At 68.6% G+C, this 16446-nt stretch carries 15 protein-coding genes and 1 pseudogene; 11 read left to right on the top strand and 5 right to left on the bottom strand.

Translation table 11 applies throughout. The features are described 5' to 3' along the window. From HV766_RS29975 to HV766_RS29945, 7 genes are all read left to right on the top strand, one after another. Positions 1-1279, top strand: a 1279-nt coding sequence (locus HV766_RS29975) for an amidase (protein WP_175182361.1), incomplete at its 5' end; no start/stop codon positions are given. Positions 1280-1442: 163 nt separating this feature from the next. Then, positions 1443-2651, top strand: coding sequence for an ABC transporter substrate-binding protein (locus HV766_RS29970; protein ID WP_054459154.1), 1209 nt, complete (start codon positions 1443-1445; stop codon positions 2649-2651). A 109-nt stretch (positions 2652-2760) separates the two neighbouring features. Then, positions 2761-3651, top strand: coding sequence for a branched-chain amino acid ABC transporter permease (locus tag HV766_RS29965; RefSeq protein ID WP_054459153.1), 891 nt, complete (start codon positions 2761-2763; stop codon positions 3649-3651). Between the two features lie 2 nt (positions 3652-3653). After that, positions 3654-4634, top strand: a complete 981-nt coding sequence (locus HV766_RS29960) for a branched-chain amino acid ABC transporter permease (protein WP_054459151.1) — start codon at positions 3654-3656, stop codon at positions 4632-4634. Beyond that, positions 4634-5371: an ABC transporter ATP-binding protein gene (locus tag HV766_RS29955; protein ID WP_175182360.1), complete on the top strand. Its 738-nt coding sequence runs from the start codon at positions 4634-4636 to the stop codon at positions 5369-5371. The genes HV766_RS29960 and HV766_RS29955 overlap by 1 nt, the downstream gene beginning before the upstream one ends. Further along, complete coding sequence (locus tag HV766_RS29950) at positions 5364-6098, top strand: ABC transporter ATP-binding protein (RefSeq protein ID WP_013393054.1); 735 nt, start codon at positions 5364-5366, stop codon at positions 6096-6098. Before HV766_RS29955 ends, HV766_RS29950 begins: the two co-directional genes overlap by 8 nt. Continuing rightward, complete coding sequence (locus tag HV766_RS29945) at positions 6098-6595, top strand: ureidoglycolate lyase (protein WP_054459143.1); 498 nt, start codon at positions 6098-6100, stop codon at positions 6593-6595. Before HV766_RS29950 ends, HV766_RS29945 begins: the two co-directional genes overlap by 1 nt. A gap of 1 nt (position 6596) precedes the next feature. Here the strand turns inward: HV766_RS29945 and HV766_RS29940 are convergent, their stop codons facing one another. From HV766_RS29940 to HV766_RS29930, 3 genes are all read right to left on the bottom strand, one after another. Continuing rightward, entirely contained in the window at positions 6597-7226 is a 630-nt protein-coding gene (locus HV766_RS29940; protein WP_054459139.1) for a class I SAM-dependent methyltransferase, read from the bottom strand. Positions 7227-7387: 161 nt separating this feature from the next. Beyond that, on the bottom strand, positions 7388-9244 hold the full coding sequence (locus HV766_RS29935; protein WP_054459137.1) for a phosphoenolpyruvate carboxykinase (GTP): 1857 nt from the start codon (positions 9242-9244) through the stop codon (positions 7388-7390). A gap of 145 nt (positions 9245-9389) precedes the next feature. Next, on the bottom strand, positions 9390-11012 hold the full coding sequence (locus HV766_RS29930) for an acyl-CoA synthetase (protein ID WP_119451836.1): 1623 nt from the start codon (positions 11010-11012) through the stop codon (positions 9390-9392). A gap of 123 nt (positions 11013-11135) precedes the next feature. Here HV766_RS29930 and HV766_RS29925 point away from each other — a divergent pair, with 123 nt between their 5' ends. Next, positions 11136-11861: a TetR/AcrR family transcriptional regulator gene (locus tag HV766_RS29925; protein ID WP_125473651.1), complete on the top strand. Its 726-nt coding sequence runs from the start codon at positions 11136-11138 to the stop codon at positions 11859-11861. Here the strand turns inward: HV766_RS29925 and HV766_RS29920 are convergent. Beyond that, the gene (locus tag HV766_RS29920) at positions 11825-12736 is read right to left on the bottom strand and encodes an SDR family oxidoreductase (RefSeq protein ID WP_054459133.1); all 912 of its coding nucleotides are present in this window, start codon (positions 12734-12736) and stop codon (positions 11825-11827) included. The two genes, HV766_RS29925 and HV766_RS29920, sit on opposite strands and share 37 nt — an antisense overlap. A 137-nt stretch (positions 12737-12873) precedes the next feature. On the opposite strand from HV766_RS29920, the gene HV766_RS29915 reads away from it, so the two are divergent. Further along, entirely contained in the window at positions 12874-13668 is a 795-nt protein-coding gene (locus HV766_RS29915) for an enoyl-CoA hydratase/isomerase family protein (RefSeq protein WP_175182359.1), read from the top strand. On the opposite strand, the gene HV766_RS29910 is transcribed toward HV766_RS29915, so the two are convergent. Continuing rightward, positions 13665-14543 (bottom strand): LysR family transcriptional regulator, encoded by an 879-nt coding sequence (locus tag HV766_RS29910; RefSeq protein WP_119449099.1) that lies wholly within the window; start codon positions 14541-14543, stop codon positions 13665-13667. The two genes, HV766_RS29915 and HV766_RS29910, sit on opposite strands and share 4 nt — an antisense overlap. A gap of 119 nt (positions 14544-14662) precedes the next feature. On the opposite strand from HV766_RS29910, the gene HV766_RS29905 reads away from it, so the two are divergent. Both HV766_RS29905 and HV766_RS29900 read left to right on the top strand, forming a co-directional pair. Beyond that, complete coding sequence (locus tag HV766_RS29905; protein WP_175182358.1) at positions 14663-16162, top strand: MFS transporter; 1500 nt, start codon at positions 14663-14665, stop codon at positions 16160-16162. Positions 16163-16188: 26 nt separating this feature from the next. Then, positions 16189-16446: pseudogene (locus HV766_RS29900) on the top strand (Zn-dependent hydrolase); the annotation flags it as partial.

Here is a 16446-nt window from a genome sequence, read left to right as displayed (position 1 = left end):
CGCCGCCGACGCCGCCCGCGCCGCGCTGGCCGCGGCCCGGCAGCAGGCCGGCCTGAATGCCTTCATCAGCCTGTCCGACACCCCGGCGCTGGACGGCGCTGCGGCGGCCGCCGCGCGCCGGCTGCGTGAAGGCGCGGCCATGCCGCTGATGGGCGTGCCGATCGCCGTCAAGGACTTGATGCAGGTCGCGGGCTTTCCCCAGACCAACGGCAGCGGCGGCCTGAAACCGCCACCCGCGCTGCACGATGCGCTGGCCGTGGCGCGGCTGCGCGAAGCCGGCGCGCTGGTGGTGGGCACGACCAACCTGCACGAACTGGCCTACGGCATCACCAGCGAAAATCCCCATTACGGCTGGGTCGGCAATCCCCGCGGGGCGGGCTACACCGCGGGCGGCTCCAGCGGCGGATCGGCCGCGGCGGTGGCCGCCGGCATCGTCCGCCTGGCCGTCGGCACCGACACCGCGGGCTCCATCCGCATCCCCGCCGCCTGCTGCGGCGTGGTCGGCTTCAAGCCCACCTTCGACGCCATCTCGCGCGACGGTGCGCAGGCGCTGGGCGCAAGCCTGGACCACCTTGGGCCCATCGCCGCCAGCGTGGCCGACGCCGCCCTGGCCTATTCCATCATGTCGGGCCAGGCCGAACGCACCGTCAGCGCCGGCGCGCTGACCGGCCTGCGCGTGGGCGTGCCGCGCAATTACTTCTACGACCCGCTGGCCGAGGACGTGGCGCAGGCGGTCAACCATGCGCTGGCGCGGATGCAGGCCGACGGCGCCACGCTGGTGCCGCTGGACCTGCCGGGCGTCGAGCACAGCGCGGCGCTGCAATTCGCCACCCTGTGCAGCGAAGCCACCGACATCCACTGGCGCCGGCTGATCGACCAGCCCGAGACGCTGGGCGACGACGTGCGCGTGCGCCTGGAGATCGGCCAGTTCTTCCCCGCCACCTGGTACACGCGGGCGCAGCGCGGCCGCGCCGCGCTGGCGCACATGTTCGACCAAGCGATGCAGTCGGTGGACGTGCTGGTCACCCCCACGCTGCGCATCGAGCCGCCGCGCTCCGGTGCGGGCGCGGTCGACATCGCAGGCCGCGAAGTGCCGCTGCACACGGCCGTCACCGGCCTCACCATGCCCTTCAACCTGACCGGCATGCCGGCGCTGACGCTGCCCTGCGGCAGCGGCCGCAACGGCCTGCCGCTGGGGCTGCAGATCGCGGGCGCGCGCGGCGCCGACTGGCGCGTGCTGAACACCGCCGCCCGCATCGAAAACCTGCTGGCGGCCTGACGCCCCCCCTGCCGGGCCGGCGCCAAGGCCGGCCCGATGCTGGTAAGCCCTAACTGGTCAGACCGGTACTACAGGATTACAAACGAGCAGAGTTCCCGCCCGCCGACGCCTCGCCTGCGCGAGCGGCGGCATCGCCGCACCTCCTTTCCAGAAGGAAACCACGATGAAACTGCTCCGCTTAGCCGCAGCCGTATCCGCGGTCGTACTCGCCTCCGCCGCCCATGGCGCCGATCCCGTCGTCATCGGCGTGAGCATCGCGCAGTCCCCGCCCGGGTCGGTGGTGCAAGGCACCCAGGTGAAGGACGGCGTGGAAATCATCGCCAAGATGATCAACGACAAGGGCGGCGTGCTGGGCCGGCCGCTGAAGATCATCTACGAAGACAACCAGGGCATTCCGGAAAAGGGCCGCGCGGCGGCCGAGAAACTGATCTCGCGCGACAAGGTGGTAGCCGTCACTGGCGGTCACCAGAGCTCGGTCTGCCTGGCCGAAATCGAGGTCGCGCACCGCTACAAGGTGCCCTACGTCAACACCAACTGCTGGTCCGACGACGTGCGCGCCAAGGGCTATCCGGAAGTCTTCAATCCGGCCAACTACAACACCCGCGTCTCAAGCGCCATGGCCGACACCATCGCGGCGCTGAAGGTCAAAAGCGTGGTCGCCTTCGCCGAGAACACCGACTACGGCATCGGCCAGGCCAAGCTGCTGGGCGAATTCCTCAAGAAGGCCGCGCCGCAGACCCAGTACAAGTACGTGGCGCTGGACCGCGCCGGCAAGGACTTCACGCCGGCCGTGCTGCCGTTGCGCGCAAGCCCGCCGGACCTGGTGGTCAACATCATGCTGCCGCCGGCCGCCTACATCCTGATGAACCAGTTGTACGAACAAGGCGTGGCGCCCAGCGCCAAGACCTGGTTCTACGACGGCGCCGGCATCGCCGACTATCCGGACTTCTGGAAGAACGTGAAGGAAGCCGGCAAGTACATGCTGGCCTTCGGCCTGTACCACCCGCAGATGCCCATGCCGCAGATAGGCATGGACGTGGCCGCCACCTACCAGAAGCAGGCCAAGACCGAACCCAACCGCCTCATCTTCCAGGCCGCGGACTCGGTGCTCCTGATCGCCCGCGCGATCGAAGAGGCCAAGTCCACCGACAGCGCCGCCATCATCAAGGCGCTGCAGGGCATGCAGTTCGAAGGCGTGCGCGGCAAGTTCAGCTTCTCGCAGCAGCCGGGCTACACCTACCAGCAGTGGGTCGACATCCCCTACGTCACCTACCAGTTGACCGAAGTCGACCAGCCGCTGAGCAAGACCACGCTGATCCAGGCCACCGGCCAGCCGCTGCAGGTGGAAAAGCTGGTCAAGCCAGCCAAATAAAGAGAATGCGCCCCCAAAGCGGGGGCGCCGCCCTCGGCAAAAGTACCGGATCGCCTCCACAGCATGACCGCAACACGCCGGGCCCCGCCCCGGCGCCAGGGAGAATCGAGTGCTGGCATTGGACCTGTTCGTCAACGGCCTGATTATCGGCCTGTACTACGCGCTGATGGCGGTCGGCCTGACCATGATCTTCGGCATCCTGAAGGTCGTGAACTTCGCCCATGGCGAGTTCTACATGATAGGCGCCTACACCTACACCCTGGTCTCGCTGGCCCTGGGCGTGCCGCCGTGGCTGGCGCTGCCCGTGGCCGCCGCCGCCGGCGCGCTGCTGGGCTGGGCCACGGAACGCTGGCTGATGCGTCCGCTGTACGCGGGCTACGGCTCCTGGGGGCTGATGAAGGACGAGTACGCGGTGGTGGTCACCTTCGGGCTGTCGCTGCTGCTGATCAACCTGGTGGACAAGGTCGTGGGCCCCTACCCCATGCGCGGCCCGGCGCTGTCGGACGTGACGCGCATGGCGGTCGGTCCTTTCATGATGAGCGGGCAGAAGCTGATCACTGCCGGCCTGTCCATCGTGCTGCTGATCGGGCTGGCGCTCTTCATCAAGCGTTCGCTGTGGGGCCGGCAGGTGCAGGCGGTAGCGCAGAACCGGCTGGGCGCCTCTATTGCCGGCATCGACACCGCGCGCGCCAGCAGCATCATCTTCATGGCCTCCGGCGTGCTGGCGGCGCTGGCCGGGGCGCTGCTGGCGCCGGTCATCAATCCGGCGCCGGACGTGGGCGCGTTTCCGGCCATCAAGTCCTATGTGATCGTGGTGATAGGCGGCATGGGCTCGATTCCCGGAAGTATCGTCGCGGCGCTGGCGCTGGGCGTGCTGGAGAGCTTCGGCGCGGTCTACCTGTCCTATGACTACCGCGACACCTTCGGCCTGGCCTTGCTGATCCTGATCCTGCTGTTCCGGCCCAAGGGCCTGTTCGGCGAACGCGCGCGGGAGGTCTGAACATGGATCCGCTGGCCCATCCCAATCTGCTGCGCAACAAGCTGACCCAGGAAATGCGGCTGTCGCTGGCGTTCCTGGCTGTGCTGGCGCTGCTGCCGCTGGGCGTGTCCTCGCCGTACTGGCTGGGCGTGCTGATCGTCAGCATGTACTTCGCCATGCTGGCTTGCGGCTGGAACCTGCTGGCGGGCTACGCCGGCCAGTTCTCGCTGGCGCCGGCCGCCTTCGCCATGCTGGGCGGCTACACCACCGGTCTCCTGGCCTATCACTGGAAGGTGCCGCTGTGGCTGGGCCTGCCGCTGTCCGCGGTGGTGCCGGGGCTGATCGGCCTGGTGCTGGGCCGCATCGTGCTGCGGCTGTCGGGCCCCTACCTGGCGCTGACTACGCTGTCCTTCGCCGAGATCGTACGACTGGTGATCTACAACTCCATTGACTTCACGCGGGGCGACCAGGGGCTGCACGTGCCGGCGCTGCTGGAAAGCCGCGTGGGCAACTATTACCTGTTCCTGGCCGCGCTGGCGGCGGTGACGCTGCTGATCTTCCTGCTGCTGCGGGCGCGCCCGGGACGTTTCCTGCAGGCCATCCGCGACGACGAGATCGGCGCGGCCAGCCGCGGCATCGACGTGGTGCGCTACAAGACGCTGGCCTTTCTGGTCAGCTGCGCCATCTGCGGCTTTGCCGGCGGCCTGTACGGCACCTTCGCGCAGCTGGTCAGCCCGGAACTCGGCATCGTGACGCAGACCGGCATGGTGATCGCCATGGTGGTGATCGGCGGAATGGGCACGCTGGTCGGGCCGCTCCTGGGCGCGGTGCTGGTCTACGTCGCGTCGGAATTGCTGCGCGACGCGGGCAACATCCAGATGATCGTGTTCGCGCTGCTGGTCATCATTTTCGCGCGCTTCTTCCGTGAAGGGCTGTGGGGCCTGGCGCGCCGCGCTATCCTGCGCCGCTCCGGCGACGCCCGCGCCAGCGCCAGGGGGGCCTGATGCCACTGCTGCAGATATCCGGAATACAAAAGCGTTTCGGCGGCCTGCTGGCCGTGAACGGCGCGGGCATGGACGTCGCCGACGGCGAACTGCTGGGGCTGATCGGCCCCAACGGCTCCGGCAAGACCACCCTGCTCAACGTGCTGTCCGGCCACCTGGCGGCGGACGCGGGCCAGGTGCTGCTGGACGGCCGCAGCGTGATGGGGCTGAACCCCACGCGACTGACGCGGCTGGGCGTGCTGCGCATGTTCCAGATGACCCGCGTCTTCAACCGGGTAAGCGCCTACGACAACCTGATCGTATGCGGGCTGGCCATGGGCCTGGACGAGGCGGCCGCCAGCCGCCGCGCGCTGGAACTGCTGGACGAGCTCAAGCTGACCCACGTCATGCACCTGGACGCGGGGCAGTTGTCGGGCGGGCAAAAAAAGCTGCTGGAGTTCGGCGCCTGCTTCATGGCGCCGCCGCGCATCGCGCTGCTGGACGAACCCTTCGCCGCGGTGCACCCGGTCATGAAGGAAACCATGTCGGAATTCATCCGCCGCCGCAACCAGAGCGGCCAGACCTTCATCCTGGTCAGCCACGACATGCCGGTGGTGGTGGACTTGTGCCCGCGCTCGGTGTGCATGAACGCCGGCCGCGTGCTGGCCGACGGCCCCACGCAGCAGGTGCTGCGCGAACCCGCGGTGATCGAAGCCTATCTGGGCGAACCGGGACAAGAGGAGCAGGACCATGCCTGACACGCTGCTCGCCATGGAAGGCGTGACCGCGGGCTACATGGGCGACATCGACGTGCTGCGCAACGTCTCGCTCACGGTGCAGGCCGGCCGCATCAGCGGCCTGATCGGCCTGAACGGCGCGGGCAAGTCCACGCTGATGAAAGCCATCTGCGGCTTCCTGCGACCCAAGTCCGGCCGCGTCACGCGCGCCGGACGCGATATCTCGGGCCAGCCGCCGCACCGCATGATCGACGACGGCCTCTGGTACATCCCGCAGGAATCCAGCCTGTTCCCCTACCTGACGGTGGAGGAAAACCTGCGCCTGCCGCTGGAGGGCCGGCGCAAGCGCTACGGCGACGTGCTGGAGCCGCGCTTTACTGAAACGCTGGAGCGCTTTCCGGTGCTGAAGGAAAAGCTCAAGGACCAGGCCGGCAACCTGTCCGGCGGCCAGCAGAAGTCGCTGGAATTCGCCAAGGCCTATATGGTGCAGCCGCAGGTCTGCCTGATCGACGAACCCAGCATCGGGCTGGCGCCGCGCGTGGCGGCCGAAGTCTTCCAATGGATCCGCGCCTTCGCCGACGCCGGCATGGGCATCCTGCTGGTGGACCACAACGTGCGGCGCGTGGTGGCCATGTCCAACCACATCTACGTGCTGAGCCTGGGCGAAATCACCGCCTCCGGCTCGCCCGAGGATTTTGCCGGCGACCTGCATGAACAGGTGCGCGAATGGCTGGGGATCAATTTCTGATGGCTGCCCACACCCTGATAGCGCAGCCTCTGGCCGCTGCGGCGTTCGCACCCTATGGCGAGGTCGTCAGCAGCGCCGGCCGCGCCGGCCGCTCGATCAATGCGGGCACCTCGCTGCGCGTGGAAATGGGCGAGCCCGATCTGCTGGACGCGGGCGGCCGGCCATCGCTGTCGGTATTCCGCGCGCAGGCGATCGCCCTGCCCTTTGCCGCCCGCATGCTGGAACGCCACAGGCTGGGCAGCCAGACCTTCCTGCCGCTGGCGGGCACGCCTTATGTGGTGTTGGTTGCGCTGGGCGCAGAGGCGCCGGACCTGGCCACGCTGCGCGCCTTCATGGCGGGCGCGGGCGTGGGCATCACGCTGCGCCGGGATGTCTGGCACCACCCCTTGATGGCGCTGGCGGACGGCGAATTCGCCGTGCTGGAACGCGCAGGCCCCACGGTTGATTGCGAAGTGATCGATCTGCCGGACGCGCCCTGGACCATCCAGGCCGCCTGAACTACGCCGTGCGCCGCCAGACGCTGGCCAGCCAGGGCTGCTGCTCGCGCGGCAGGCCCTGCGGCCGGTAGTAGTGTTCAAGTTCCTCGAAGCCGGCCGCCGTCAGCAGCGCGCTCCAGCCTTCCAGGTCATGGTAGGCGCCATAGCGCCCGCGGTTCCAGCCTTCCTGGTTGCCACCGCGCGGGTTGGAGCTGAACAGCACGCCGCGCGGCTTGAGCGCGCCATGCAAGGCGCGCAGCACTTGCGGCAGCTCCTGGCCAGGCACGTGGAACAAGGCGGCGTTGGCAAAGATGCCGTCGAAGCGCGCCGGCGGCAGGGCCAGGCGCAGAAAGTCCTGCTGCCAGACCTCGCAGCCAGTAGCCTGCCGCGCCATCTCGACGAAGCGCGGCGTGCCGTCCAGGCCGACCGCGCGATGGCCCAGGGCCGCGAACGTTTTCAGGTCGCGGCCCGGCCCGCAGCCGAAATCCAGGATGTCGTAAGGAGGTTCGCCTTCGATGTGACGCAGGAGCGCCGCGATGTTCTGGCTGACGTCGTGGTCGCGCGTGCCGGCCTCGAACGAGTCCGCGTTCTCTTGGTAGTGCGCGACGGTCAGCGAACTGATCTTGGCGAGGTCTTCAGCGTCGAGTTTCATGGGGTGATTGTGCCGCAAAAAACAGCACGCGGCCGTGCCGGAAGCCGGCTCCGTCCGGCCGTCTGGCAACCGGGCGGATCCGTCTCAACCTGCGCAAGCTTCCCATGGGGTGTCAGACGCCTGGCGAGCGCCAGCGCCAGACACCCTCACGACGCCCGGACTCAGGCCGCCAGGCGGCCTTCGATGCTGGCCTTGGTGGCCGGCAGGTCTTCGGGCAGGCCCTGCTTGAGCTGGGCGAAGAGCTCCTGGTGCAATGCCAGTTCGTCGCGCCAGGCGGCGGCGTCCACCGACATGACCTGCTCGAACTTGTCCGGGCTGAACTCCAGGCCCGTCCAGTCGATGTCCTGGTAGCTCGGCGAAATGCCGAACACCTGGTCCACGCCCTTGGACTGGCCGTCGATGCGGCCCAGCATCCAGCGCAGCACGCGCATGTTGTCGCCGAACCCCGGCCAGACGAACTTGCCGTCCGGACCCTTGCGGAACCAGTTGACGCAATAGATGCGCGGCAAGGTGGCGCCGGCGGCTTCCAGCTGCTTGCCCAGCTTCAGCCAGTGGCTGAAGTAGTCGCTCATGTTGTAGCCGCAGAACGGCAGCATGGCGAAGGGATCGCGGCGCACCACGCCCTGCTGGCCGGCAGCGGCTGCGGTGGTTTCCGAGCCCATGGTGGCGGCCATGTAGACGCCTTCGACCCAGTTGCGGGCTTCGGTGACCAGCGGCACGGTGGTGGAGCGGCGGCCACCGAAGATGAAGGCGTCGATGACCACGCCTTCGGGGTTCTCCCATTCGGGGTCGATGGACGGGCATTGCGCAGCCGGCGCGGTGAAGCGCGCGTTCGGGTGCGCCGCCTTGCGGCCGGTTTCGCGCGCAATGGCGGGCGTCCAGTCCTGGCCCTGCCAGTCGATCAGGTGCGCCGGCGGCTCGTCCGTCATGCCTTCCCACCAGACGTCGCCGTCATCGGTGAGCGCCACGTTGGTGAAGATGACGTTGGCCTTGAGCGTGGCCATGGCGTTGAAGTTGGTCTGCTCGCTGGTGCCCGGGGCCACGCCGAAGTAGCCGGCTTCCGGGTTGATGGCGTGCAGGCGACCGTCCTTGCCGGGTTTGATCCAGGCGATGTCGTCGCCGATGGTGGTGACCTTCCAGCCGTCCATGCCCTGGGGCGGGATCAGCATGGCGAAGTTGGTCTTGCCGCAGGCCGACGGGAAGGCGGCCGCCACGTGGTACTTGCGGCCCTTGGGCGAGGTCACGCCCAGGATCAGCATGTGTTCGGCCAGCCAGCCCTGGTCGCGGCCCATGGTGGACGCGATGCGCAGCGCGAAGCACTTCTTGCCCAGCAGCGCGTTGCCGCCGTAGCCCGAGCCGAAGCTCCAGATTTCGCGGGTCTTGGGGAAGTGGACGATGTACTTGGTCGGGTTGCACGGCCAGGCCACGTCGGCCTCGCCTGCGGCCAGCGGCTTGCCCACCGAATGCACACAGGGCACGAAGTCGCCGTCGGCGCCCAGCACGTCATAGACCTGCTTGCCCATGCGCGTCATGATGCGCATGTTCACGGCTACGTAAGGGCTGTCGGACAGTTCCACGCCGATGTGCGCGATGTCCGAACCCAGCGGGCCCATCGAGAACGGCACGACATACAGCGTGCGGCCGCGCATGGCGCCGTCGAACAGGCCGTTGAGCGTCTCGCGCATGGCGGCGGGTTCGGCCCAGTTGTTGGTCGGGCCGGCATCCTCGGCGCGGTCGGAACAAATGAAGGTACGGTCCTCCACGCGGGCGACGTCGGAAGGATCCGAGCACGCCAGGAAGGAATTAGGCCGCTTGGCGGGGTTCAGCCTGCGCATGGTGCCCGCCTGGACCATCTGTTCGCACAGCCGGTCATATTCTTCCTGGGAACCGTCGCACCACACGACCTGGTCCGGCTTGGCCAGCGCCACAAAGCTGGCGACCCAGTCGATCAGGCCGCGGTGCTTCACATAGGCAGGCACGTTCAAGGCTGCCAATCCCCCATCCAAAGGCTTATTCATCGGGGTTTATCTCCATACTAGTAAGGCTAATGGTGATACGGCCCCAATTGGCATGGGGCCGTATCAATTTGCGCCATCATACTTGCAGCGGCTGGCTGCCCGTCAACCCATCCTCTTGGACGACATTGTCACCGGTTGAGACCGGTCAGGCGTAGCTGCCGTCGCGCAGCTCGCGGCGGATGATCTTGCCGGTGGCGGTGGTCGGCAAACTGGTTACAAAACGGATCGCGCGCGGATACTCGTGGGCCGCCAGGCGCTTGCGCACGTGGGCCTGCAGTTCCTTCACCAACGCGTCATCCCCTGCATAACCTTCGTTCAGCACCACATAGGCCATCACGATCTCGGTGCGCTGGGCGTCCGGCACGCCCACCACCGCGGCCATGCGCACGGCGGGGTGGCCGATCAGGCAGTCCTCGATGGGGCCGGGGCCGATGCGGTAGCCGGCGCTGGTGATGACGTCGTCGTTACGGCCGACGAAGCGGATGAAGCCCTGCGCGTCGCGCACGCCCTGGTCGCCGGTCAGCAGGTAGTCGCCCGCGAACTTTTCGGCGGTGGCCTCGGGGTTGTTCCAGTAGCCCAGGAACATGACGGGATCCGGGCGCAATACGCCGATGTTGCCCTCCTGTCCATCGGCCACTTCGACGCCCCGCTCATCCACAATAGCGACGCGGTGGCCCGGCGCAGCGCGGCCGATGGCGCCGATGCAGGGGTCGAACAGGGACGAGCAGGACGACACCAGCATGTTGCATTCGGTCTGGCCGTAGAACTCGTTGATGGTCACGCCCAGCACGCGCCGGCCCCAGTCTATGAGCTCCGCCCCCAGCGACTCGCCGCCGCTGGCGACCGAGCGCAGCGCCAGCGCGCCGGCGCCGGCCGGCAGCTCGGCGCCGCGCATCATCTTCAGCGCGGTGGGTGGCAGGAAGGTGTGGGTCACGCCATGGCGCGCCATCAGCTCGAAGGCGCTGGCGCCGTCGAACTTCTCGAAGCGGCGCGCCAGCACCGGCACGCCGTGGTGCCAGGACGGCAGCAGCACGTCCAGCAGGCCGCCGATCCAGGCCCAGTCGGCCGGCGTCCACATCAGCGCGGCATTCTCCGGGAAGAATTCGTGCGACATCTCCACGCCCGGCAGATGGCCCAGCAGCACCCGGTGCGCGTGCAGCGCGCCCTTGGGCTTGCCGGTGGTGCCCGACGTATAGATGATGACGGCCGGGTCGTCGGCCGCCGTCGCCACCGGCGTGTAGTCCTCGGATTCCGCGGCCAGCGCAGCGTGAAAAGGCACGGCGTCGTCCGGGCAGTCCTGGTCGATGCAATAGACCACCTTCAGGTCGGGCAGGCCGGCGCGAATCTCGCGCAGCTTGCGGCAGCCTTCGGCGTCGGTCACCAGCGCGGCCGCGCCGCTGTTGGCCAGGCGGTACTGGATCGCGTCCACGCCGAACAGCGTGAACAAGGGCACAGCCACCGCGCCCATCTTGTAGACCGCGATATGGGTTACCGCCGTTTCGGGCGCCTGCGGCAGGTAGACGGCAACGCGGTCGCCGCGCTTGACGCCGTGGCGCTCCAGGCTGTGCGCCAGGCGGTTGGACAGCGTCTTGATCTGATCAAAGGTGTAGCGCGATTGCGCGCCGTCGCTCTGCTCGTAGATCAGCGCCAGCCGGCCGCTGCCGTCGGCCCATTTGTCGCAGGCGTCGACGCCGATGTTGTAGGCCGCAGGCACCTGCCATTGGAATTGGGACGCGAGCTGCGCGTAGGAATCGGCTCTGGACAGCATGGTTTGTCTCTGATGTTGTTGTCGAACGCGCCGGCGCCCGGCGCCAGCGATGTAACGTCTTGCCTCAAACTTGACCCTGGCTCAATAATAAGCCCCCGTCCCCCCGCAGCCCACTCCCCCCGCATGGAAAAAGCCGCCACCGTCCCGATGCGCCGACCGCCGGCCAGCGCCAAATCCGAACAGCGCATCCGCGACATCCTGCGCGTCGCCCGCCAGGTCTTCTCCGAAGCCGGCTTCCAGGCGGCCACCACCACCGAGATCGCGCAGCGCCTGGGCGTGTCCGAAGCCACGGTGTTCACTTATTTCGGCGGCAAGCGCGAACTGTGCGTGCGGGTGATCAGCGACTGGTACGACGAGATCATCGCCAAGGTCGAGGACAGCCTGCCCCACGTGCACGGCGCGCGGGCCCGGCTGCATTTCCTGGTGCATGCGCACCTGCGCCACCTGCTGGCCGAAGGCACCGGGCTGTGCGCCTTCATCCTGTCCGAAGGGCGCGCGCGCAACGACGATTTCGGCGATGTCTACGCGGGCCTGCAGCGCCGCTACACCGCGCCGCTGATGGGCATCCTGGCCCAGGGCCAGGCCGACGGCGACATCCGCCGCGACATGCCGCTGCGGCTCTTGCGCTCGGCCGTCTACGGGCCGATGGAGCATGTGCTGTGGGACGCCATCCTGCGCGGCGCACGGGTGAACGTGGCCGCCACCGCCGACCAGTTGGTCGGCTTCCTGTGGCAGGCGCTGCAGCCGCCCGCGCAGGACGCCCTGGCGCTGGCGCAATTCCGCGGCGAAGTGCGGGACGCCCTGCATCGGCTTCAATCGTCGGAAAACAAGGACGGCGGCTCGTACTGAGGAAAACCGTTGTAGGCTTCGCCCCGCTCGGCGGGCGCCAGGGTCCAGGAATGGCGGGCATTGGGCACGCCGCCATCCACCCGGATGACGCTGCCGTTGATGAAGGCCGCGGCCGGCGACAGCAGGAACACGACCGCCGCCGCCAGCTCGGCCTCGGTGCCGAAGCGCTGCAGCGGCACCTTGGTGCGCAATTCGCGCAGCACGGCGCGGTAGTCCTCGTCGTAGCTGTCCATGCCGCTGGAAGCGATCCAGCCCGGCGCCACCGCGTTGACGCGCACGCCTGCATGGGCCCATTCGCAGGCCGCGGTTTCGGTCAGGTTCCAGACGCCCGCGCGCGCCGCGCCCGAATGCCCCATGCCCGGCATGCCGCCCCAGATGTCGGCCAGCATGTTGACGATGGCCCCGCCGTGCTGGCGCATGTGCTGGGTGTAGACCTCGCGCGACATCAGGAAGGTGCCGTGCAGATTGTTCTGCACCACCGCGTTCCAGCCGTTGTAGCTGATGCGGTCCAGCGGCGCCGGGAACTGGCCGCCCGCGCAATTGAACAGGCCGTCGATGGCGCCATGCCGCGCCAGCGCATCGGCAACCGCGCCGCGCACGCCGGCCTCGTCGCGGATGTCGCAGGCGTGCAGACTGATGCGGCCGCTGGCCTCGGGGTAGATCCGGCAGATTTCGTCCTGCGCCGCCTGCAGCTTGTCGAGCTTGCGCCCTACCAGCGCCAGGCCCGCGCCCAGCGACGCCAGCTCGTGCGCGGTGCAGCGGCCCAGCCCGCTGCCGCCCCCGGTCACGACGATGGTCTTGCCCTGATACAGCCCCGGCCGGAATACCGACGCGTAGCGTTGGCCGGCGGCCACGCCGCCTGCTTTCTGGCTCATGTCTCGCTCCATTATTTTTTTTGAGGATAACTCAATATTTGTTCCGATTCGATGGCCGGAACAGAAATTTCAACCTAGAATCGACCGCTAGTCCCGCCGCTTTGTTGAGCCTGAATCAAGAAAACTGGAGACCCGGAATGACCACGCCCGCCCCGCTGGACATCGCCCACGACGGACCCATCGCCCGCCTGACGCTGAACCGCCCCGACATGCGCAACGCGTTCGACGACACGCTGATCGCCGCCCTGACCGGCGCAGTGCAGGCCGCGGTGAACGACCCCGCCGTGCGCGTGCTGCTGCTGACGGGCGCGGGCAAGGCCTTCTGCGCCGGCGGCGACCTGAACTGGATGCGCAAGATGGCCACGCTGACCGACGCCGAAAATCGCGCCGACGCGGCCAAGCTGGCCCGCATGCTGCACGCGATCTGGTCCTGCCCCAAGCCGGTGGTGGCCTGCGTCAACGGCGACGCCTATGCCGGCGGCATGGGCCTGGTGTCGGCCTGCGACATCGCCATCGCCGCGGACAGCGCGCACTTCTGCCTTTCGGAAACACGGCTGGGGCTGCTGCCCGCCACCATCAGCCCCTATGTGCTGCGCGCCATGGGCGAGCGCGCGGCCAACCGCTACTTCCTGACCGCCGAGCGCTTCGACGCCGCGACCGCGTTCCGGCTGGGCCTGGTGCACGACGTCGCCCCCCTGGCCGACCTGGCGCAACGCGCCGAGGCGCTGTGCCTTGCCCTGTGCGACAACGGCCCCGGCGCGGTGCAGGCCAGCAAGCGGCTGGTGCGCGATTTCGCCGGCCGGGAGATCGACGCGGCCCTCATCGCCGATACGGTGGAACGCATCGCGGCCGTGCGCAGCACGGACGAAGCGCGCGAAGGCGTCGGCGCGTTCCTGGAAAAGCGCGAACCTTCCTGGCGCCTCAGGCGCTAGGCGCCCAGCCGCTCGGCCAGGAAATCGACGAAGGCGCGCAGCTTGGGCAGCGGGTGCCTGCTGTCGGGCCACAACACGGAAAAGCGGCCGCCAGCGTCGAGGTGCTCGTCCAACACAGTGATGAGCCTGCCTTCGTCCAAAGCCGCCCGCAGCGCGAAGTCCGGCAGGTAGGCCAGACCCAGCCCGGCCTGTGCCGCGCCGATCAGCGCCTCGACACTATTGAAGGTCAACGCCGCGGGCTGCGGCGCGAGTGGCCCGTCGCGGAACTGCCAGTGCTGCGCCTGGCCCGAGCCCGGATAGCGATAGGCCAGCCTGGCGTGGCCATCCAGGTCGTCCGGCGTGCGCGGCGCGCCATGCGCGGCCAGATAGGCGGGCGCGCCCGCCACCACGAATCGATACGGCCCCAGCGGCCGCGCCCTGAGGCGCGAGTCAGCGAAGTCCCCGCTGCGTATCACTGCGTCCAACCCCTCGCCGATCACGTCGACGATGCGGTCGTTGAAGTCCAGGTCGAGTTCGATCTCCGGATAAAGGCGGGTGAATTCAGGCAGCAGCGGCAGCAACAAGCGGTAGCCGATGGCCGGCACGCTGACCCGCAAGCGCCCGCGCGGCGCTTCGCGGCCCTGCGTCACCTCGGCTTCGGCCTCATCCAGCTCGTGCACGATGCGCAAGCAGCGCTCCAGATAGAGCGCGCCCGCTTCGGTCAGGCTGATGCGCCGCGTACTGCGGTTGAGCAGGCGCACGCCCAGCCTGTCCTCCAGCCGCGCCACGCTCTTGCCCACCGCCGAGGCCGACAGGCCCAGATGCTCGGCGGCCGCGACGTAGCTGCCGCGCTGCGCGGCGTGGACGAAGGCATGTATTCCGCTCAGGCTGTCCATTTCCGCTCCATTAAGGAATATTTATCCGCTTAGATAGGAAATACGCGGCATTTTTGTTTTATTGACGCGATTTTATCCTTCATCGACGCCTATCCCGGCTATTCCAACCTGATTCGTCGATGCCTTCCTCTACCTCAGTTCCCGTTTCCCCTGGCTGGACCATGCTTGCCGTCTGCACGGCCGCCCTGATCCTGCCCTTGAGCTTTTCCGGCGGCGCCATCGCCACCCCCGCCATCGGCCGCGATTTGGGCGGTCACGCCCAGGCGCTCGGCTGGATCACCAACGCCTTCATGCTGAGCTTCGGCAGCCTGCTGATGGCGGCAGGCACGCTGGCCGACGCCTATGGCCGCAAGCGTTTGTTCGTGGCTGGCGTGGCCTTGTTCGCGCTGGTATCGGTTGCGCTGGCGTTCGCACCCACTGTGGCCTGGCTGGACGGCCTGCGCGCGCTGCAAGGCGCGGGCGCCGCCGCAGCCCTGGCCGGCGGTTCGGCGTCCCTGGCGCACGCCTGCCCTGGTCCGGCGCGCACCCGCGCCTTCGGCCTGCTCGGCGCCAGTTTCGGCGCGGGCCTGGCGCTGGGGCCGATGCTGGCCGGCCTGCTGATCGACAGCCTGGGCTGGCGCTCGGTCTTCTTGTCGAGCGCCGCCGTCGGCGCGCTGGCGCTGGCCGTCGCCCTGCCCCGGATGCAGGAATCGCGGGACCCGCAAGCGGGTCCGCTGGACTGGGCGGGCAGCCTGGCCTTCACCTGCGCGCTGGCGCTCTTGACCTGGGGCATCCTGGAAATGCCTGCCGCGCGCGGCGCGTCCGCGCTTGCCTGGAGGCTGCTGGCCGCTGCGGCGCTGTGCCTGCTGGCCTTCGTCGCGATCGAGCGTCGCGTGCGCCGGCCGATGCTGGACCTGACGCTGCTGCGCTATCCGCGCTTTGTCGGCGTGCAGATGCTGCCCGTAGCCACCTGCTATTGCTATGTGGTGCTGCTGGTGTTGCTGCCGATCCGCTTCATCGGCATCGAGGGGCGCAGCGAAGCCAGCGCAGGATTGGCGATGGCGGCCCTGTCCGCGCCGCTGCTCTTCATGCCGGCGGTCGCCGTCTGGACCATGCGCTGGATGAGCGCGGGCCGCAGTTGCGCGCTGGGCCTGCTGGCCGCAGCCCTGGGCCTGTACTGGCTCAGCCGCATCGGGGTGGAACACGCGCCCCAGGCCGCACTCTGGCCCATGCTGCTGATCGGCGCAGGCACCGGCCTGCCCTGGGGCCTGATGGACGGCCTGTCCATGAGCGTCGCGCCGCCCGAGCGCGCCGGCATGGCCGCCGGCATCTTCAGCACCACCCGCGTAGCCGGTGAAGGCATCGCGCTGGCCAGCGTCAACGCCTTGCTGACCTTCTTGATCGCCCACCGGCTCGGCGGGGATCCAGGCGCCGCCGCGCAATACCTCGCAGCCGGCGACATGGCGCAAGCCCTGGTCCATCAGCCCGGCGCGGCCCCGGCCCTGTTGCGCCAGGCTTATGACGACGCCTTCCGCCAACTGCTGCACGCGCTGATCGCTATCACCCTGGCCTGCGCTGCGGTGGTGGCGCTGTTCCTGGATGCGCCACGCAGCCAGACCTTGCAGGCACGCATGCCATAATTCCTGGCGTATTTTCAGGAAGTCTCATGCCACACGCTTTTCCTCCCCTGAACGCCGAGCGCCTCTGGGCCCGCGTCGAAACCCTTTCCCGTTTCACCCTGCCCGACGTCCCCTGGACGCGCCGCGCATTCTCGCCGCTGTTCGACGAGGCCCGCGCCTGGCTGCGCAGCGAGTTCGAGGCCGCGGGCCTGGCGACCCGCCTGGATGCCGGCGGCAACCTGATAGGCACGCTGGCCGGGCGCGATCCCGCGCGCAAGCCCATCGCCACCGGCTCGCATTGCGAC

This window comes from Achromobacter aegrifaciens (assembly GCF_902859735.1).
GTDB classification, from domain to species: domain Bacteria; phylum Pseudomonadota; class Gammaproteobacteria; order Burkholderiales; family Burkholderiaceae_B; genus Achromobacter; species Achromobacter aegrifaciens.
Note: the sequence above shows the minus strand (reverse complement) of the source record. Positions and strands in the feature narration are given on the sequence as shown.